Raw genomic sequence first — 19818 nt, 5'->3', positions numbered from 1 at the left:
TTAACCACGCAGCTTTCCGGTGGCGGCCTCGACGGCATCGATCAGCGCGCCAGACTTGACCAAGCGCACGGTCTCCTCGATTTCCGGCGACAGGTAACGGTCGGTGCCGGGGCCAGGAACAGTCTCGCGCAGGGCGGAGATGACCGCGCCGGTGCCGCCAGCGGGCGTTCCCTCGCGCATGTCGATGGCGCGCGCCGCGGTGAGGATCTCCACGGCGAGCACGCGCTGCAGGCCATCGACGGCCTTGCGCAGCTTGCGGGCGGCGGACCAGCCCATGGACACGTGGTCTTCCTGCATGGCAGAAGAAGGAATGGAATCGGCCGAGGCCGGGGTAGCCAGGCGCTTTAATTCGCTGACGATGCCAGCCTGGGCGTATTGGGCGATCATGTGGCCGGAGTCGACACCGGGGTCATCGGCAAGAAAGGCGTTCAAACCGCGGTTGCGGGCCGGATCCAGGAAGCGGTCGGTGCGGCGTTCAGAAATGGACGCCAGGTCCGCGGTGACGATGGAAAGGAAATCGAGCGCATAGGCCACCGGCGCGCCGTGGAAGTTGCCGTTGGAGACCACGCGGCCGTCCTTGGCCACCACCGGGTTATCCACGGCGGCGGCGAGCTCGCGCTCTGCTACCTGCGCGGTGTGCGCCAAGGTATCGCGGAAACCGCCGGCCACCTGCGGCGCGCAACGCACCGAGTAGGCGTCCTGGACCTGGTTCTTCTTGAACTCCTCCAGCGCCGCGGCGAGAATCTCGGATCCGTCCGCCACCTGGCGGATATTGGCGGCGGAATCGGCCTGACCGGGGTGCGGGCGCAGCTGTTGCAGGTCGTCGGCAAAGACCACGAGGGTGCCAAGCAAGCCTTCTACCGTCATAGCGGTGGCGATATCGGCGGTCTTGGCGGCCGCGTGCAGGTCAGTAATGGCCAGGCAAAGCTGACCCAGCATGCCGTCGGTGCCGTTGATAAGGGCAAGGCCCTCCTTTTCGCGCAGCTCCAGCGGCTCGATGCCTGCGGCGGCAAGGGCCTCGCCGGCGTCCTTGAGCTCGCCGCCCACGCGCACCTCGCCCTCGCCCAGCAGCGCTAGGGCGCAGTGGGCCAGCGGAGCCAAGTCGCCGGAACAGCCCAAGGAACCGTATTCGCGCACCACCGGCACGATGCCGGCGTTAAGTGCCTTGGCGTAGGTTTCTACTACCACGGGGCGCACGCCAGTACGGCCGGTGCACAAGGTGGATAGGCGCAGCAGCATGAGCGCGCGAATGACTTCTTCTTCCACCTCAGGGCCGGTGCCGGCCGCGTGGGAGCGCACCAGGGATAGCTGCAGCTGCGCGCGCATCTCTTCTGGGATGTGGCGGCGGGCAAGCGCGCCGAAGCCGGTGGAGATTCCATAGACCGGCGTGGGATCCTGGGCCAGTTCTTCGACTCGGTCGCGCGTGGAGGCGACCTCGTCCAGGGCCTCGGCGGAGATTTCTACCGTGGCACCATAGCGGGCAACGGCAACGACTTCCTCAATGGTCAGCGCTCCGACGCCGACGGTAACGGTGGATGGGTATGCATTAGGCATGATGACTCCTAGTGTCTTTAGGGCAGCAAAATATAGCTCACGTCACAGCCTAACGCGCTAGCCCGCATGGTACCTCACTTTTCGCGCTGGCGATACATTTTTCCCGCAACTTTCTCCGCGGCCTGGCGCAGCGCCGCAATGAGCGCCTCTACCCTATCTGCCGGCGTGGACACGGGATAGGTCACCGCAATGGCCGCCGCAGGCCGCTCCAGGTGGTCCAGGATGGGCACCGCCACCGAGGCCTGCCCCCGCGAGATTTCTTCCACCTCCTGATCCCACCCGCGCGCACGGGCCAGGTCCAGCTGCTCTTTGAGGAAACCAAAGTTTTCCCCGCCCGAGGTATCGAAGGCGGCCTTGACCTCCCATTCCGGCAGGTGTGCCAGCATCACCCTGCCCGATGCCGTCTTATGCGCCTGCAGGCGCACCCCCACCTCCGTAACCAACGAGGTAGCGCCCGGCGCGCGGACTTCCTGCAGGTATAAAATCTCCGAGCCCGCCATGCGCGAAAGATGCCCGGATCCACCAACGAGCCGTGCGCATTCCTCCAGGTCGCGCGTGGCCATACGTACCAGCGGTTGCTGGGTTACATACGCAGAGGCCATCGAGTACGCGGCCAGCCCCAGGCCGTAGGTCTTGTGCTCGGGCAGGTGGGCAACGAACCCGGCATCGACCATTTCCGCGAGCAGGTGGTACGTGGTCGAGCGCGGCAGGCCGAGCTCGCCTTGGATGCGGGCGGCGGAAATCGGGACATCGATAGTAGATAGCAGCTTGAGGATGTCTAGGGCATGGCGCGCGGCGGGGACTCGGTTAGCACTCACAACGTCCAATTATATTCCGCTACTGCCAGACAAATTCACCGCACGCTTCTAGTATCGGCACTATGAATACCGAATCAGCCCCACTTTTTACTCCCGCCCCCGAGTGGTCCGGCCGCTCCGATGGCCCCGGCGCCGAGCACGCGCGCTGGCATAGCGTCATCAACCAGGCCGAATCCGCGCCCGTAACCCTGCTGGGGTTTGCCTCCGATGAGGGCGTGCTGCGCAATGGCGGCCGCCAGGGTGCCGCCGCCGGCCCCGCCGCTCTGCGCACAGCCCTTGGCTCCCTAGCGGTCCACCACGGCCACGCGCTTGCCGATGCCGGAACCATCACCACCCAAGGCGATGATCTCGACGGCGCACACGAGGCCCTATCTGACAAGGTCGAAGAACTCGTCCGCAGCGCTACCCTGCCGATTATCTTGGGCGGCGGGCACGAAACCGCCTTCGGCTCCCACCGTGGCCTGTTCCGCGCGCGCGGTGCCACCCCGATCATCAACTTGGACGCCCACTTCGATCTCCGCCACGCGGACCACGCCACCTCCGGCACGCCCTTTACCCAGATTTCCCAGCTCACCGATGACTTTGACTACACCGTCTTCGGTATTTCCCGCCCCAATAACACTGCGGTGCTCTTCAACGATGCCGAAAAGCTCGGCGTTAACTACACCCTGGATGAGGAGCTGGTGAACCTCACCCCGGCCGAATGCGGCGCGCTCGCTACCCAGGCCACCGCCGCTGCGGACAAGGTGCACCTATCCATCGACTTGGATGTGCTTCCCGCCTCCACCGCGCCGGGCGTATCGGCCCCGGCTAGCCTCGGCGTTGCCTACGAGCGCATCCGCGCCCTGGCGGTCGCGATCGCGGCGACGGGCAAGCTCGCACTTGTCGATGTCGTCGAGCTCAACCCCACCTTCGACATAGACAACCGCACCGCCAAGGCTGCGGCGCGGCTTATCGATGACATCGTTAACGCTCACCTCACTGCGGTAAGCGGGCAGTAAGACTCAGAACAAGAGGTGGGCAATCGGGGTCGCAATCACGATGGTGAGAGCAACGCGCTCAAACCAGATGATGACCAAGTGGGATAGCTTCACCGGAATCTTGGTGGCCAAAATGCACGGCACCAGGGCCGAGAAGAAGATGATGGCAGAGACCGCCACGACCCCGATGACGAATTTCAGCACCATGGAATCGCTGCCTGCCACTGCGGTGGCGGGCAGGAACATCTCCGCAATGCCCATAGCCGCGGCCTTGCCGCCGAGTGTTGGCTCCGGCAGCTGCACTATCCAAGCAAACGGATAAAACAGGTACCCAATCCATTCAAAGATCGGGGTAAACCGCGCAAGCAGCAAACCAATAAGCCCCACCGACATGATGGACGGCACGATGGCCGCAGCCATGCGCACGCCATCGCGCAGGTTATCCCAAATGGCCTGCGGCAGCGACGGCGCGCGCTGCAGAGCCAGCATCGCCTCGCGCCACGCATTCTTAAAGCGCGATCCTTCCACCGGCTTCTCCGGGTCTGGCTCTGCACCCTCACAGTATTCATCAGGAATCGTCCGCAGCGGCGGGATGCGCACGGTAATGGCCGTAACCAAAAACGTCACCACCAGCGTGACGACGAAGTACGTCCCCCAGATATTCATCAAATCCAGTTGCTTGGCCACGATGACCATAAACGCTGCCGATACCGTGGAGAACCCCGTAGCAATAACGGCAGCTTCCCTGCCGGTATAACCGCCCTTTTGATAGACGCGGTCCGTGACCAAAATACCCAGCGAATACGATCCGACAAAGGATGCCACCGCATCGATGGCGGAGCGCCCTGGCGTCTTCCACAGCGGGCGCATGATGGGCTGCATCAGCACCCCAACAAATTCCAGGAGCCCAAAGCCAATAAGAAATGCCAGGAAGGTACCGCCGATGGGCACGATAAGACCCACCGGAGTGGCAATGGAGTTCCACAAGAAGGGAACCAAATCCTCATCGCCTAAAACCCACGGCAGCGCGTCAATGACCATGAGAAAGGATATGACCGCACCGGCGATATTGAGAACCGCAAAGACCGCCTGCAGCGCGCTTTCCTTATACGCCCCAGTACTAAATCTACGCACCGTTCCATACACTGCGAGCGCAAAAATTAGCCACGGCACCACCGCCGGAATGCTATCGCGCACGATGGTAACCATGTGGTCCAAAGGAATGGAGTTCTTTTCCTTATACGTCACAGGAAAGAAGAACACGAACGCGCCAATGGCGCTATAAACAAAGAGTTTCCACCGTCCCCCAGGCCGCGGGACTTCCCCGTCATGGCTCTGGATGGAGGAATTAACTGAATCAGTAGAAGTCACGATAGACCGCCCCTCAAGCTTGCATGATGATCAAGCCCGCGCGACAGCCTGACGCGAACATTGCGAGTATGTTAGCTAAATTACATCTTGTTGTCTAGTGTTTTCTGGCTCAAGGCACAATGGAACCATGTCTAACCCCATCCGCGTCGTCGGTGCCGTCTTTCACGATGGCAACCGATTCCTCGCCTGCCGCAAGAAGCCCGGAAAACCCCTAGAAGGACATTGGGAATTTCCAGGCGGAAAAATCGAACCAGGAGAATCACCCGAACAGGCTTTAGCCCGCGAAATTCGTGAGGAACTCAACCTCATCGCGCACGTAGGCAGCAAACTCACGACGACCACCTACGAATATGACTTTGCCACCATCGAACTAACCACCTTTTATTGCACGCTTATCAGCGGCGAACTTCGCCTCAGCGATCATGACGCAACCAGGTGGGTTACCCCCGCAGAAGCTATGGAACTGACCTGGGCGCCAGCGGATATTCCAGCCGTCGAAAAACTTTGCCCTTAGAATCTTGTAGCTATGAGCCATTCCTTGGATTCCTCGCTCCCCTTCGGCGTTTACGAAACCCCGGTGACCTCACGCATCCGTGAGCGAATGGAGGAAACGCAAAGTCGACACCCATCGGCGGGATTCGGGGTAGGAAACGGCACAGATGATAGCGCTCGCGGGCGCTATACCTCGGCCATGTCTCAACACATCGGCGATTTACTAGAGCAACGCCTCATGGGGCTTAAATCCTCAGCAGACCGAGTAGCCCTTATCAATACAATCGCTGGGTTACTTGGCGAGGACGAAGATATTGATACCGAGCAACTCCTCTACGCCGTCTACAACACTTCTTTAGCCGAACCTCCGCTGCTACCGGATGTATCGCTGACTAAGAGCGCGCTTTTTACTAATGCCCAGGGCGAGGCCAGCTTGACCAGTGAGATTGAGCGGGAAATAAAGACGGCTGATTCTGTCGACTTGCTGTGTGCCTTCATCAAAAGCTCCGGAATCAGTGTTCTTGACCAGCACCTACAGTACCTGCGCGACAACCAGATTCCGTTCCGCCTATTGACCTCCACTTACTGTGGTGCTTCCGATGCGGCGGCGCTTAAACGCCTGGTAGAAAAATATCGCGCCGATGTGAAGATTTGTTATGAGCATAAATCCACACGCCTCCACGCCAAAGCGTGGCTCTTCCGCCGGAATTCTGGCTTCGACACTGCTTTTATTGGAAGCTCGAACCTTTCGCGGTCTGCTCTTATCGATGGCTGGGAGTGGAACGTACGCGGCTCTGCTACGGCGACACCTGAGGTCATTGAAAAGTTTATTAAGACCTTCGACAGCTACTGGCACGATAGCCACTTCAAAACTTTTGATCCGGCGCGTGACATGGATCGCCTGCAGGAATCCCTGCACATCGCCAAAGGCACGGAGTCCCCACAAGCGTTGCGTCAATTAGAGCTTTCCGGCCTGGAAGTTACTCCTTATCCTTATCAAGAAGAAATGCTCGAGGCGCTGCGGTCCGAACGTGAGGTAAAGGATCGCCACAAAAACCTACTCGTTGCAGCCACAGGCACTGGCAAGACCGTGGTCGCCGCCCTGGATTACCTTAATCTTTGCCGGCAGTGGAAGCGCCGGCCTCGCTTACTGTTCGTCGCACACCGCAAGGAAATTCTTCACCAAGCGCGACGTACGTACCGCGAGGTACTAAAAGATGCCGACTTTGGTGAGTTGCTTGTCGATGGCACCGAGCCACGGCGCTGGGACTTCGTATTTGCGAGCGTTCAGTCACTTAATTTCGCCCGATTGGAAAAGCTCGCGCCGGATCAATTCGATGTCGTGGTCATCGACGAATTTCACCATGCCGAAGCACCAACCTATAACGCACTTCTAAGTCATTTTGAACCAGACGAATTGCTCGGACTGACCGCAACGCCTGAGCGCGGCGATGGCAAAAATGTCCAACAGTATTTCGACTACCGCATTGCCCATGAACTACGCCTCTGGGATGCCTTGCGCCTGCAACTGTTGGTCCCCATGCACTATTACGGAATCGCAGACGGCACGGATCTTTCCTCACTCACGTGGAACAGAGGAAAGAAGGATTACAACACCACCGAGTTATCAGAGTTCTATATCAAGTCTGGCGAAAAGCGGACACGATTTATTCTGAATGAACTGGACAAACGGATTTTCGATCTTTCTGAGATGAAGGCGATCGGCTTTTGTGTTTCCATCGCCCACGCAGAGTATATGGCGCAGCAATTTCAGCATTTTGGCATTCCAGCTCAAGCGGTGACGAGTAAACTGACTTCCTCTGAACGCGCGGAAGCCATTAAACAATTAGAAACCGGCGCCATTAAGGCTCTCTTCTCCGTTGATATTTTCAATGAGGGCGTCGACATTCCTGCGGTTAATACGCTGCTCCTACTCCGGCCGACACAAAGCCCGGTTATCTTCCTACAACAACTCGGCCGCGGTCTTCGCCTTGCTCCCGGCAAAGATTCTTGTACCGTATTCGATTTCATTGGCCAACAACATGTTGAATACGATTTTGAGCGTAAATTCAACGCGCTAACGAGAAAACGTGGCAAACGATTACTCACCGAAATAGAGCAGGGCTTTCCCACCACGCCACCGGGAACGCACATCCAATTCGATCAGTCGACGACGGAACAGGTCCTCAGCAACGTTAAAAAGACGGCACGCAGCAATTTGCGGAAAGTGCGTGCACTGGTAGCGGAAATACGAACTACCGATCTCAAAAAGTTCCTTGACGAGGCAAACCTCGAATTGGAGGATATTTACCGGACGCATAAGTACTCGTGGAGCCGTCTTCTGTGGGAGGAAAACCTCCTCGAGCCACGTGACGATGAGATGGAAAACTTCTTACTCAATCGGATTAAAGTTTTCCTCCATGTCAATGATGCAACGCGCATTGAAGCCTATCTTCGAATCTTAAAATCCAATAACTCGCAATTCAGCGATATGACGCCCACAGATCAAGCCTTCGCACGGATGCTGGTCTTGGGATTTTGGGCTAATTCCAATGCACCCAGCCCGTCATCTTTTGACGAGGCACTGGCAATATTGCGAGAGCACCCACGAGTTATTTGGGAACTCGAACAGATCATGCGCCTACAAAACGATGCTTCGCGCATTATCCCGCAGCCAAGCGAGGACACTGTTCTAGAAACCCACGCCGATTACTCACTGGCAGAGTTAGTCGGTGCCTTGCAAACAGGCGAACTAGAAAAACTGGTAAGCCTTCCGCGCGAGGGAGTGAAATACTTCCCTGATATGAACATGGACTTGTTCTTGGTGACCTTCCAGAAAGACGATCAGGTGAGCGCTACCACGAATTACCGTGATTACCCGATTTCACCGGATCTACTCCACTGGGAATCGCAATCTACTACAACGTTAAAATCGAAGGCCGCACGCCGTTATATTCAGCACGAGGAGCTCGGCGGGAAGATTCTTGTCGCATCCCGCTTCACTAAGAAGAACTCAGTGGGCACCGCGAGCGCCTATACATTTTTAGGCGCTGTGGATTATGTTTCCCACCACGGTGAAAAGCCCATTCAGTTTCAATGGAAGCTCCAAAGAACCATGCCAAAGGCGCTGTACGCTGCTGGTCGGACCGTCGCTTAGCACGCGTGATTGAATAATTCTGCTGCACTCTACCGGTCAATAGTGATACATTTCCTTTAAGTGATTCGCACCACAGCCACTTAAGGAAGTGTCATGAGCCAATCAGATAACCACACCGGCGCAACATCCGCCGAAGGCCAACAGACACACAACTCTGAGCCACAAGCAAAGGTGAAATGGACCCTCGTTGGTCCGGGTTTGGTTGCCGCAGCCACCGGCGTCGGGGCCGCTGACCTGGTGGCAACCATGATTGCTGGCCAGCGCTACGGTTACGCACTGTTGTGGGCCGTCATCGTCGGTACGATTATGAAAATCGTACTGGTGGAGGGCGTCGGCCGCTACAGCTTGGCCACCGGGAACACCATGTTCCACGGCTGGCGGGAGCTAGGACGCTGGACTTCGTGGTACTTCGCGCCGTACATCGTTATCTGGGGATTGGTCTATGGCGCCGCGGCCATGTCCGGCACAGGTTTGGCATTAAGCGCACTCTTCCCCGGCACGAACTTGACCATGTGGGCCATCCTCACTGGTGTGTTGTGCTTTGCGCTTACGTGGCTGGGTCAATACCAACTCTTTGAGAAGCTTGCTGCCGTCTTGGTTGGCATCATGTTCGTCACCGTGGTGGGCATCGCCGCAATTACCGCGCCTAATTTGCCTGAGATTCTGCGCGGCCTTGTCCCCACCATCCCGGATGGGTCATTCGTTTACGTGCTCTCCATCGCCGGCGGTGTCGGCGGCACCATTACCCTTGCCGCCTACGGCTACTGGCTGCGCGAAAAGAAGTGGTTCACGCCCAAATGGATGAAGGTCATGCGCATGGATAACTCGGTGGCCTATGCCGTCACCGGTATCTTCGTGCTGGCTACACTTGTCCTTGGTGCCGAGCTCTTGTACAGCGCTAATGTCGCGGTCTCCGATAATGACCAGGGCCTGGTGGACATGGCGGACGTGCTGGAGGCCCGCTACGGAGCCTTTATTTCTAAATGGTTCATCGTTGGATTCTTCTCTGCGGCATTCTCTTCCTGCCTGGGCGTGTGGAACGGTGTATCCCTCATGTTCGCTGACTATGTCGGCCACCTGAAGAACCTCCCACAGGGCCACCCCAGCACCAGCACGGGCGGTAAGTACTACCGTGCTTACCTCATCTGGTTGACCTTCCCACCAATGCTTCTCCTACTGCTGGGCAAGCCCACCGGATTGATCATTGGCTACGGCGTTCTGGGCGCATTCTTCATGCCCTTCCTGGGCCTTACGCTCTTGGTACTGCTTAATACCAAGCACACCCCGAAAGAATGGCGCAATGGTTGGTTCATCAACACCTTGATGGGCATCATTTCGGCAGCCTTTGTCTACCTGTGCGTGTCCCAGGTTGCCGGGCTCTTCTAACTTTGTTGCTCGTAATCTTCGAGGTACGCGCCAATTACCCTTAGGCTCTCGACCTCGTGGAGCGGGATGCACCGGCCCTCAGCGGTTGCCGTCAACTATTTTTTCGGCATCCGCTCTACTTGCACCTTGGACTCTTCGCGCGGCTCGCGGCCGAAGAGCCAGGCGATGATGCCGAAAATGGCGATGGCACCGCAGACCGTGAAGGCTGTGGAGAAGCCATAGACATCGGCAAGCAGCCCGATGAGCATGGGGCCCACGATCTGGCCGAAGTCTCCTGCCATCTGGAAGGCGGACAATACCTTGCCGCCAGAGCGCTCGTTACCCACGATGTCTGCCACCGCGGCGGTCTGGGAAGGATTGATAAGGCCAGACGCTGCGCCCGCAAGCGCGGATACGAGCAAGAGGAACCACACGCTGGTGGCCAGGCCCATGAGCACCATGAAGATTGCGGAGCCCACCAAGCCAATCAGGATAAGCGGCTTGCGGCCGTGGAGATCGGACCACCGGCCGGAGAATTGGAGGATAATCGCATTGCCTGCGGCGAAGGCCGCGAGGGCTAGGCCCGAGGCTGCGGCGCCATTGTGGAAAATTGCGGCGGCGAAAAGCGGCAGGACGGACACGCGCACGCCCATATTGATCCAGCCGTGGGCGAAGTTGGAGGTCAGCACCGCGCGGAACGCGGTATCGCCCCAAGCCTCTTGCAGGCGCATAGGCGGCAGCTCCGAAGTGGTGGTTTGGGCGTGGTTAATTCGCGGCATTTGCCACCAGACAACGAAAGCAGCAAGCATCACGCCGATGCCGTAGATGAAAAATGGCCAGCGAAAGCCCAGGAAGGACAGGCTGGCGCCGAGAACCGGCCCGGCGACATTGCCCAGCAGGAATGCCGTGGCATAGGTGGCAGAGCACTCACCGCGAATCGATGGTGGAGACAGGCGCACGATAAGCCCCATCGCGGAGACGGTAAACATGGTCGAGCCAAGACCTGCCAGGGCGCGCAGCACAACGATGTGCCAATACTCCTGCGCGATGGCGACCAAGCCCGTAGTCACGGCAACGGTCATCAGGCCCACCAGGTAGACGCGGCGCGAGCCAACGCGGTCCACCAATGAACCAGACACGGGCGCGAAGATTAGCCGGGAGGCTGCGAAGATGGAGACCACGAGGCCAGCGGCGGCCATCGATACATCGAAGCTGACCACGAACTGCGGCAAAAGCGGGGCGATCAGGCCATAACCTAAGGCGATAATAAACGCCGCCGTTACCATTACCCAGATTTCCCGCGGCACCTTGGGCTTTTCGTAGGGCGCCGGTTCGGCATTAGCACTCTTCATAGCACGTGCAACCTTATGCCTTTGAAGGTCTGAAAGCTATTTAGCCCACTTGTTCGCACTCATGTTTGAATTATTCGAACTCGTGTCAGCCCTGCGGTTTAGAGTGAGTGCCATGCACAACGTAGATAAGAACTATTCGCACACAGTCCCCAGTCAACCCAATGCCACGGCTACGGAAATCGCCGCTGACTTGGCCTACCACCACTATGAGACCGTCAGCTCTATTTCTGCCATCATGCACCACCCACGGTCCTTGGCTCGGCCCACCCCGACGTGGCGCCCGCCCATAAAACAGCTGCCATCCACACCAGGCGGCGCGGACTACAGCATGAGCATTACGCGCCACCGCGTGGGGGCGCGTGTAAAGGCGCGGATCCGTGGGTTCGGTGAAAGCCGCATCCCCGCCTACCTCATCACCATTCGGATCACCGATAACTTTGGGCAGGTGGTCGACCCCGCCACGGCGGAAGGGTGGATACGCACGCTTGTCCCTGCTGAGTTAGCTGGCGCCGTTCACGAAATCTCCCGCGGGCCAAATGCCACCTACGTATGGCTCGTCGATAGCGCTTTCCACCCCGTGCACTCGCCGGAATCCCTTTTCGCGGGATTCCAACAAGCGGCCTAGGGCTTAGTTATTGTCGCCTTCGTCGTCAGCGTCAGCGTCGTCGTCTTCGGTAAAGGTGTCGAAGAACTCAAGGTCCTCGTCCTCGTCATCATCGGCATCTTCGCAGAAAATGTCGTAGACGTCTGGTTCCTCGAAGTCATCCTCATCGAAGTTGACGAGCTGGGCCTCCCAATCAAGGGCTTGTTCCGAGACCAATCCGAGCACGTCAAAGAGGCGGTCGAAATCGGTGTAGGTGCCTAGTTCCAGGGCCTCAGCGGGGACTTCCACGATGGGGATGTCATCGGAGTCAGTGTTGTCAAAGAGGGCAAGGCGCTCGTTTTCATCGAGGTCCTCGCCTTCCTCGTCCACCTGCCACAGCTCCGTGACGGCCTCATCCTCGAGCTCTTCAATGTCTTCTTCATCGAAGTCGAAGGCCAAGAAGCGCACGATGGCAGAGGGCACGCCGTCGATGGTTTCTACTAATACGCGCAGCTCAGAATCGTTTCCTACTTCCGCTACCACCAGGTGCGGGTTGAGTTCATCCTGGTCAAACTCCAATTCCGCGATGCGCTCATCGGTGCCTTCCAAGAGGTCTCGCAAGACAGTGACAACTTGGTCGGTGGCGATGTGGCGGGAAACGGCCTCTACGGCGTCGTCGACGGAAAAGGCGACGGAGACCAGGACGGCCTCGAATTCTTCATCGTCTTCATCCACATCCGCGGCAGCGATGTACACGTTGGCCGCCGGCAAGAGAGGATCGATTTCAACAAACTGGATTTCCAAATCAGAGGTGATTGGAACGAACATGACGTCTTCGTTGACGCGGGACTCGATGCCCTCGGCGTCCAATGCGGAAGCGATATCTTCGAAAAAGCTCATGGTGGTTTAAAAATCCATCCTTCGGAAGCAGAGGTCCCCGCGGTGGGCAAGACGCCGCCCGCGGTCACTCTGGATTCTACCGCTAATCCCGCCGGTGTGGTTGAAAACCAAGGGAGCGCACCAGCTCTGGGCGCCCGCTTCCCCACTCCACCATGTGGTAATCCTCCCACGCTTTGCGGCGACCGTCATTGGGGGCGTGCACGATATAGGCCTGTTCATCAAAGATCATGGTCGCCCGCTCCCCGACGTCATAGCGCGGCCACTGCGCTTTCGGGCTGCCGCCGTGGATGAACGCGGCCCAGTGATACTGCATGGTGGAGGTCAATTCCTCCATCTCGGCCCGTGAGCCCCAGCCGGTTAACAGGGAGGCACGCGAGGATTGGGGATCGCCAAAGACATTGCCCAACTCCATCGAGTGCATGGCACCTAAGCCCAGCCACTTCAAGACGGCAGAGGCGAAGTCGAAGCGGTACATCCAGGTATCGGCTACTTCAGAGTGGGCGCTGGCGATGCGGGTGGAGGGTGCCCAGAAGAGGGCATCGGCAAGCAAGTGCGCAAAGTCCTCCCGGCGGACCGCACCGCGATAGGCGGCGACGACCTCAGGGGCGTGATGGGGATCGTAGGAGGCCAAGAGCCGCAACGCAGCGCGCTCCCGGGCGCTAGGGCGCTGAAAGAGGAACTTGCCAAAGCTGGCTTCATCCGAATTCGTACCAATCAGCAGCGGGATTTTGTGCTGATGGCCCTGCTCGAAGGCGGTGATGGGGTGCTCGGGTAGAAGCTCGCCGTCCACCGTGGGCGCGTAGCAGGAGTTTAAGTGCAGTAGCTCGCCGGCGCGCCACATCATGGATTGGCCAGAGCGCACCACATCGGCACAGTCTTCCTGGCGCAGATCGTCCACGCTCACCCGACGCGGCAGGCCCACTCGGCGCGCGAGTTCGCGGGCCCACAAAGTGGATTGGGCGCGGGAATGCACCAGCGCGATGGGTGGGGATTGGGCAATGGCGCGGTGGAAGAGCCCCTCGGCCGGCGGGCTGGTCATGAGCGCCAGCACCGCGGCACCACCCGCGGATTCGCCCATGAGGGTGACGGAGTCTGGGTCGCCGCCAAAGGCAGCGATGTTGTCCCGCACCCAGTTAAGGGCCAGAATCTGATCCGCCACAGCGGGGTTGGCGCTGCACTCACCGCCTAGGCTGCGCAGGTCCAGATACCCCAGGGCGTTGAGGCGGAAGTTGATGGAAACATAGACCACGTTCATGCGGGTGGCGAGCTCAAACCCGCGCAGCATAAGCATGTGGGATGAGCCCATGATGAAGCTGCCGCCGTGCAGGTACACCACGACGGGCAGCTTTTCCTCCGTGCGCGGGCGCACGATGTCTAGGTACAGGCAGTCCTCGGAGCCGACGATGCGGTCGGTCCAGGAGTACGTCGGTTGTGGGGCGATTGGCCCGAATTGGCTGCAGTCGCGCACCCCGTCCCAGCGCGGTGCCGGCCGTGGTGCACGGAAGCGATTGTCGCCGGCCGTGGAGGCACCGAAGGGAATGCCGCGCCACGTGCGCACCGGCCCGGCGCTAATGGGGCGATCTACCCTAAGGTCTTCTTCGATGACCCCACGCACCCAGCCGGAAGTCGTGCGTACGGTGAGCTCATCCGCGTAGGCATTCTGTGCCCGCTCGTGGGCCTGACGGGCGCGCTCGTGTGCGCGCATGGCCCGCAGGCGCGCGGCGGCGGTGGACTCTTCGGAATAAGAGTCCCCACTGTCGCGTTGACCATCCTGCGGGTAAGGCATACTCCCTACCTTAGGTAGATTGCACGCCGGCTGCGATCCGAATCGCACATGGCCGCCCCCTCCTTTCAAGGTCAGGGCTATGCTGGGTAAAAATCAATTAATACTACTGCCCCAACAAATTAAGGATTGGTGTGGGAGAAGGCATGTCCATATTTAAAAAGTCCGCCCCAGATGACGCAGCTACTGACACATATGATATCGATCCGGAACACAGCAGCCGCTTTACCAAGGCGCTGCTGAACTCCCTGGACCGCGCCGTATCCGTGCAATCTGGTGTTATTTCCAAGTACGTCAAGAACCTAAAGAAGCACCACCCAGAAGCCACTTACCAAGAGTTGCAGGGCTTTATTAACAAGCACTTCATCAATATCACTACCGGCACGGGCGCGGCCGCTGGTGCCTCCGCATCCCTCCCCGGCATCGGGCTATTTACGGGCGCTGCCACCATTGGAGCGGAATCCGTAGTCTTTCTTGAGGCCGCCGCGTGGTACATCCTGGCGTCCGCGTACCTGCGCGGCGAAGATATTTCCTCTCCCGAGCGCCGCCGCGCCTTAGTACTGGTGGTGTTAACGGGCTCGAAGGGCTCGGCAGTTGTCGATACCTTCGTTGGTGACCTCGGCACGGTCACGGGGGCGCGTTCCGTAGCCTCCCTCTCCCGGTTTTCTGGGCCCACCCTATCTGGCATCAATGGACGCCTGACCAAGGTATTTACCAAGCAGATCACCAAGCGCATGAAGTGGGCCTGGGTGGGCAAGCTCATGCCTATGGGCATTGGCGCGGTCATTGGCACGAAGGCCAATCGCAAGCTGGCCAATCAGGTCATCGAACACGCCCGCCAGCAGCTCTCCCCTCTTTCCCACACTGAGACGGGTACCCAGTGATCGTTTAGAGCGAATTCAGTACCCCTGACATAGTGAAGGTGAGGGATTGGCCCGTATCATATAGGCAGACACTTTGGCGGGTGAGATATGCGCTCGTACAAAGTCCGGACTAAAGTCGAATAAACGACCATTTTAAAGCAGAGAAATGAGGCGAAAACCTGCCGTGAGCACATCGAGCATCTTCGGCCCGAATGCGTGGCTGATAGACGAGCAGTTCCAGCAGTACTCCAAGGATCCTAGCTCCGTAGACAAGGAGTGGCGCGACTATTTCGAAGCAAACGGCGCGCCCAAGGCGCAGCCAGAAGCTGAGTCTCCTTCTAAAGCATCTAAGCCACAGCCAAAGAAGGCAAAGGCAGAGTCCACGACCTCGGCCAAGAAGACCGAAGGCACCACCACCGCCCGCAAGCAAGAGGCCCGCGATACCAACGTGAAAGAGTCCGTATCTAAGGCCAACGAAAAATCCGCGAAGGCAAAGCATTCTGCAGGCAAGAATGCGCAGTCTCCGCTGGATAACCTAGAAGATTATAAGGGCGGCGACGAGCGCCAGCTCAAGGGCATGTTCAAGGCGATTGCTAAGAACATGGAAGAATCCCTCGAGATTCCTACCGCTACCACCGTGCGCGACATGCCGGTCAAGCTCATGTGGGAAAACCGCTCCATGATCAATGACCACCTGAAGCGCACCCGCGGTGGCAAGATCTCCTTTACCCACATTATTGGCTACGCCATGGTCAAGGCCGTGCAGCTGCATCCTGGAATGAACGTGCGCTACGAGGAAAAGGACGGCAAGCCCTTCGTCGTCCAGCCTGAGCACATCAACTTGGGCCTTGCCATTGACCTCCCGCAGAAGGATGGCTCCCGCGCCCTCGTGGTCGCCGCCATCAAGGAGTGCGAGACCAAGTCCTTCGCCGAGTTCATTGAGGCTTACGAGGACATCGTTACCCGTTCCCGTAAGAATAAGCTCACCATGGATGACTTCTCTGGGGTCACCATTAACCTGACCAACCCGGGCGGCATCGGCACCCGCCACTCCATTGCTCGCCTGACCAAGGGCGCAGGCTCCATTATCGGCGTTGGTTCCATGGATTACCCGGCAGAATTCGCCGGCGCTTCCGCTGACCGCTTGGCTGACCTAGGCGTCGGCCGTCTGGTCACCTTGACCTCCACCTATGACCACCGCGTCATCCAGGGTGCAGAGTCCGGCGAGTTCCTGCGCACCATCGGCCAGCTCATTGTTGATGACGCCTTCTGGGACGAGCTCTTCGAGTCCATGGGCGTTCCTTATGAGCCCTTCCGCTGGGCACAGGACATCCCCAACTCCGGCGTGGACAAGAACACCCGCGTCATGCAGCTCATCGAGTCCTACCGCTCCCGCGGGCACTTGCTTGCCGATGTCAACCCGCTCGGCTGGTCCCAGCCCGGCCTGCCTAGCCCGGATCACCGCGACCTCGACATCGCTACGCACGGCCTGACCATCTGGGATCTGGACCGCGTCTTCAACGTCGGTGGCTTTGGCGGCAAGGAACAGATGACCTTGCGCGAGGTACTTTCCCGCCTGCGCGCCGCCTATACCCTGAAGGTCGGCTCCGAATACACCCACATCCTGGACCGCGACGAGCGCAGCTGGATGCAGGACCGCCTCGAGGCCGGCATGCCTAAGCCGACCAATGCCGAGCAGAAGTACATCCTGCAGAAGGTCAACGCCGCCGAGGCATTCGAGAACTTCCTGCAGACCAAGTACGTGGGCCAGAAGCGCTTCTCCCTTGAGGGCGCCGAGACCCTTATCCCGCTGCTGGATTCCATCATCGATACGGCTGCGGGCCAGGGCCTCGACGAGGTCGTCATGGGCATGCCGCACCGCGGCCGCTTGAACGTGCTGTTCAACATCGTTGGCAAGCCGCTGGCAGATATCTTCGGCGAGTTCGACGGCAACTACAAGGGCGGCCAGCTCGGCGGCTCTGGCGACGTGAAGTACCACTTGGGCTCCGAGGGCGAGCACCTGCAGATGTTCGGCGATGGCGAAATCAAGGTCACCCTTGCCGCCAACCCGTCCCACCTTGAGGCTGTGGACCCAGTCATGGAGGGCATCGCCCGCGCCAAGCAAGACATCTTGGACAAGGGCAAGGACGGCTACTCCGTCGTTCCCGTCATGCTCCACGGCGATGCATCCTTCACCGGCCTCGGCGTCGTGCAGGAGACCATCAACCTCTCCCAGCTGCGTGGCTTTACCAACGGCGGCACCATCCACATCGTGGTCAACAACCAGGTCGGTTTTACCACCACCCCGGATTCCGGCCGTTCCACCCACTACGTCACCGACTTGGCCAAGGGCTTTGACTGCCCGGTCTTCCACGTCAATGGTGATGACCCAGAGGCCGTTGTCTGGGTTGGCCAGATGGCCGCAGAATACCGCCGCCAGTTTGGCAAGGACGTCTTCATTGACCTCGTGGTCTACCGCCTGCGTGGCCACAATGAGGCCGATGACCCATCCATGACCCAGCCGCAGCTGTACTCGGTCATTGAGAACCACGAGCCGGTGCGCGAGCACTACACCAACGAGCTCATTGGCCGTGGCGACCTGTCTGCCGAGGACGCCGAGGCAGCCGCACGCGACTTCCACGATCAGATGGAGTCCGTGTTCACCGAGCACAAGGAAGCCGAAAAGGCCGGCCCGAAGGAACAGACCGGTATTACCTCCTCGCAGGAGCTCACCCACGGTCTGGATACCTCCATCACCGCTGAAGAGATGGTCGAGCTTGGCGATGCCTACGGCAACCCACCCGAGGACTTCGAGTACCACAAGCGCGTGGCCAAGGTGGCCAAGGACCGTGCGAAGTCTGTCCGCGAAGGCGGCATCGACTGGGGCTGGGGCGAGCTACTCGCTTTCGGTTCCCTGGCTAACCAGGGCAAGGTCGTGCGCCTGGCCGGTGAGGATTCCCGCCGCGGTACCTTCACCCAGCGCCACGCCGTGACCTTCGACCCCCGCAATAGCAACGAGTACAACCCGCTCAACTCCCTGGCAGTGTCCAAGGACAACGGCGGCAAGTTCATGGTCTACAACTCCGCGCTGACCGAGTTCGCCGGCATGGGCTTCGAATACGGCTACACCGTGGGTAACCCCGACGCCCTCGTGGCGTGGGAGGCTCAGTTCGGTGACTTCGCCAACGGTGCCCAGACCATCATCGATGAGTACCTCTCTTCCGGTGAGGCCAAGTGGGGCCAACTGTCCAGCCTGGTTCTCCTCCTGCCGCACGGCTACGAGGGCCAGGGCCCGGACCACTCCTCCGCCCGCATCGAGCGCTACCTGCAGCTGTGTGCGGAAGGTTCCATGACCGTGGCCCAGCCGTCCACCCCGGCTAACCACTTCCACTTGCTGCGCCGCCAGGCTTTGGGCGAGATGAAGCGCCCGCTGGTCGTCTTCACCCCGAAGTCCATGCTGCGCAACAAGGCCGCCACCTCCTCCGTTGAGGAGTTCACCGAGGTCAAGAAGTTCCGCTCCGTTATCAATGACCCCCACTACGTGGACGTCAATAACAAGGAGGTCGGCGACACGGACAAGGTCAAGACCATCATGCTGGTCTCCGGCAAGCTCTACTGGGACTTGGAAAAGAAGCGCGAGGCCGACGGCCGCGATGACATCGCCATCGTCCGCGTGGAAATGCTCCACCCGATTCCGTTCAATCGCCTGAGCGAGGCATTCAAGATGTACCCGAATGCCACCCAGGTCCGGTTCGTGCAGGACGAGCCCGCCAACCAGGGCCCATGGCCGTTCTACAACGAGCACCTGCGCGAGCTCATTCCGGATATGCCGGAAATGGTTCGCGTCTCCCGCCGCGCCCAGTCCTCTACGGCTACGGGTAACGCCAAGGTGCACCAGATTGAGCAGAAGAACCTGCTTGAAGAGGCCTTCGACGTGTAATCGCTTTTAATCGCCGAAGCAGCACCTAGCGCGCTACAGCGCTGAATGCCCCAGTGAGGTTATTTCCTCACTGGGGCATTTTCATGCTTACTGCTATTGCATGGGCGCTGTTGCCTTCGCCTCGCGTTTCTTGGGTTAAACGACAAAATGTGTTGTTTTCCGGCGTGTCGGGTTAAACGACATTTTGTGTTGGTGGACTGCGTGGTTTAGGGCATGTGGCCTTTGCGTATTCCCATAGAGTGGTTATAGGCACTGTCGAAAGTTGCTGGTCGGCCGTATTCACGGCCGCTGGTGGCTTGCGTTTCTTGGCTGGCTAGGGTGTGTGCTTTGGCTAAGGCCTGGCCTCTGATGCGTCCACTTTCCTGGCTCAGCCTCTAGCGCGAGTGACAGTGGCTTTACAGGCGTTCCATCGCCATCGCTGGCGGATTGATGCTTGTAGTCCCGTATTTTGGTGCACGCCCTGCTACAGACGGGGCATCGAGGATGATTCTTACTCATCCATTCATCGTGAACCTCGGCGCCTAGCACATCAGCACGCCCCCGGTGGTATTTCAGGCCCGAGACTGCGTTATCCCTCCGGATAAGTGAAATAATCCTAATACCAGCAGGCCAGACTGGCTAAACATATAACTTCACCAACACATCCTGTCGTTTAGGCCC

The 19818-nt window shown here is 59.1% G+C and carries 13 protein-coding genes; 7 read left to right on the top strand and 6 right to left on the bottom strand.

Going from position 1 to position 19818, the window contains the following annotated elements:
• Both hutH and HMPREF1257_RS05145 read right to left on the bottom strand, forming a co-directional pair.
• A complete protein-coding gene (gene hutH, locus HMPREF1257_RS05150) occupies positions 1–1554 on the bottom strand; it encodes a histidine ammonia-lyase (RefSeq protein WP_023026305.1) in 1554 nt (517 codons plus the stop codon).
• Between the two features lie 74 nt (positions 1555–1628).
• Complete coding sequence (locus HMPREF1257_RS05145) at positions 1629–2372, bottom strand: IclR family transcriptional regulator (protein WP_023026304.1); 744 nt, start codon at positions 2370–2372, stop codon at positions 1629–1631.
• Positions 2373–2434: 62 nt separating this feature from the next.
• Between HMPREF1257_RS05145 and hutG the strand changes: the two genes are divergently transcribed.
• Complete coding sequence (gene hutG, locus HMPREF1257_RS05140) at positions 2435–3373, top strand: formimidoylglutamase (RefSeq protein WP_023026303.1); 939 nt, start codon at positions 2435–2437, stop codon at positions 3371–3373.
• Between the two features lie 3 nt (positions 3374–3376).
• Here hutG and HMPREF1257_RS05135 read toward each other — a convergent pair whose 3' ends face one another.
• On the bottom strand, positions 3377–4723 hold the full coding sequence (locus HMPREF1257_RS05135) for a YjiH family protein (RefSeq protein ID WP_023026302.1): 1347 nt from the start codon (positions 4721–4723) through the stop codon (positions 3377–3379).
• A gap of 127 nt (positions 4724–4850) precedes the next feature.
• On the opposite strand from HMPREF1257_RS05135, the gene HMPREF1257_RS05130 reads away from it, so the two are divergent.
• The 3 genes from HMPREF1257_RS05130 to HMPREF1257_RS05120 all read left to right on the top strand — a co-directional run bounded on the left by HMPREF1257_RS05130 (position 4851) and on the right by HMPREF1257_RS05120 (position 9758).
• On the top strand, positions 4851–5237 hold the full coding sequence (locus tag HMPREF1257_RS05130) for a (deoxy)nucleoside triphosphate pyrophosphohydrolase (protein ID WP_023026301.1): 387 nt from the start codon (positions 4851–4853) through the stop codon (positions 5235–5237).
• 12 nt (positions 5238–5249) lie between these two features.
• Positions 5250–8372 carry a DUF3427 domain-containing protein gene (locus HMPREF1257_RS05125; protein WP_023026300.1) on the top strand — a complete coding sequence of 1041 codons (3123 nt, stop codon included), beginning with the start codon at positions 5250–5252 and terminating at the stop codon, positions 8370–8372.
• Positions 8373–8465: 93 nt separating this feature from the next.
• Complete coding sequence (locus tag HMPREF1257_RS05120; protein ID WP_023026299.1) at positions 8466–9758, top strand: Nramp family divalent metal transporter; 1293 nt, start codon at positions 8466–8468, stop codon at positions 9756–9758.
• A 95-nt stretch (positions 9759–9853) separates the two neighbouring features.
• On the opposite strand, the gene HMPREF1257_RS05115 is transcribed toward HMPREF1257_RS05120, so the two are convergent.
• Complete coding sequence (locus HMPREF1257_RS05115) at positions 9854–11089, bottom strand: MFS transporter (RefSeq protein WP_023026298.1); 1236 nt, start codon at positions 11087–11089, stop codon at positions 9854–9856.
• Between the two features lie 112 nt (positions 11090–11201).
• Between HMPREF1257_RS05115 and HMPREF1257_RS05110 the strand changes: the two genes are divergently transcribed.
• Positions 11202–11714, top strand: coding sequence for a hypothetical protein (locus HMPREF1257_RS05110; RefSeq protein WP_034659273.1), 513 nt, complete (start codon positions 11202–11204; stop codon positions 11712–11714).
• Between the two features lie 3 nt (positions 11715–11717).
• On the opposite strand, the gene HMPREF1257_RS05105 is transcribed toward HMPREF1257_RS05110, so the two are convergent.
• Together HMPREF1257_RS05105 and HMPREF1257_RS05100 are read right to left on the bottom strand one after the other, a co-directional pair.
• The gene (locus tag HMPREF1257_RS05105; protein WP_023026296.1) at positions 11718–12572 is read right to left on the bottom strand and encodes a hypothetical protein; all 855 of its coding nucleotides are present in this window, start codon (positions 12570–12572) and stop codon (positions 11718–11720) included.
• A gap of 82 nt (positions 12573–12654) precedes the next feature.
• Positions 12655–14358 carry a carboxylesterase/lipase family protein gene (locus tag HMPREF1257_RS05100; protein WP_034659275.1) on the bottom strand — a complete coding sequence of 568 codons (1704 nt, stop codon included), beginning with the start codon at positions 14356–14358 and terminating at the stop codon, positions 12655–12657.
• Positions 14359–14501: 143 nt separating this feature from the next.
• Here HMPREF1257_RS05100 and HMPREF1257_RS05095 point away from each other — a divergent pair, with 143 nt between their 5' ends.
• On the top strand, positions 14502–15239 hold the full coding sequence (locus HMPREF1257_RS05095; protein WP_023026294.1) for a hypothetical protein: 738 nt from the start codon (positions 14502–14504) through the stop codon (positions 15237–15239).
• Positions 15240–15384: 145 nt separating this feature from the next.
• Positions 15385–19158 (top strand): multifunctional oxoglutarate decarboxylase/oxoglutarate dehydrogenase thiamine pyrophosphate-binding subunit/dihydrolipoyllysine-residue succinyltransferase subunit, encoded by a 3774-nt coding sequence (locus tag HMPREF1257_RS05090; protein WP_034659277.1) that lies wholly within the window; start codon positions 15385–15387, stop codon positions 19156–19158.
• The last annotated feature ends 660 nt before the right edge of the window (positions 19159–19818 follow it).

This window comes from Corynebacterium sp. KPL1814, assembly GCF_000478175.1.
GTDB lineage: Bacteria > Actinomycetota > Actinomycetes > Mycobacteriales > Mycobacteriaceae > Corynebacterium.
The sequence above is the reverse complement of the archived record's forward strand: the minus strand, read 5'-3'. Positions and strand labels throughout refer to the sequence as shown.

Excerpts from the sequence above, each read along its gene's own strand:
- hutG (WP_023026303.1), top strand. The coding sequence starts at position 2,435 with ATGAATACCGAATCAGCCCCACTTTTTACTCCCGCCCCCGAGTGGTCC.
- HMPREF1257_RS05120 (WP_023026299.1), top strand. The coding sequence starts at position 8,466 with ATGAGCCAATCAGATAACCACACCGGCGCAACATCCGCCGAAGGCCAA.
- HMPREF1257_RS05130 (WP_023026301.1), top strand. The coding sequence starts at position 4,851 with ATGTCTAACCCCATCCGCGTCGTCGGTGCCGTCTTTCACGATGGCAAC.
- HMPREF1257_RS05090 (WP_034659277.1), top strand. The coding sequence starts at position 15,385 with ATGAGGCGAAAACCTGCCGTGAGCACATCGAGCATCTTCGGCCCGAAT.
- hutH (WP_023026305.1), bottom strand. The coding sequence starts at position 1,554 with ATGCCTAATGCATACCCATCCACCGTTACCGTCGGCGTCGGAGCGCTG.
- HMPREF1257_RS05125 (WP_023026300.1), top strand. The coding sequence starts at position 5,250 with ATGAGCCATTCCTTGGATTCCTCGCTCCCCTTCGGCGTTTACGAAACC.
- HMPREF1257_RS05095 (WP_023026294.1), top strand. The coding sequence starts at position 14,502 with ATGTCCATATTTAAAAAGTCCGCCCCAGATGACGCAGCTACTGACACA.
- HMPREF1257_RS05105 (WP_023026296.1), bottom strand. The coding sequence starts at position 12,572 with ATGAGCTTTTTCGAAGATATCGCTTCCGCATTGGACGCCGAGGGCATC.
- HMPREF1257_RS05110 (WP_034659273.1), top strand. The coding sequence starts at position 11,202 with ATGCACAACGTAGATAAGAACTATTCGCACACAGTCCCCAGTCAACCC.
- HMPREF1257_RS05100 (WP_034659275.1), bottom strand. The coding sequence starts at position 14,358 with ATGCCTTACCCGCAGGATGGTCAACGCGACAGTGGGGACTCTTATTCC.
- HMPREF1257_RS05115 (WP_023026298.1), bottom strand. The coding sequence starts at position 11,089 with ATGAAGAGTGCTAATGCCGAACCGGCGCCCTACGAAAAGCCCAAGGTG.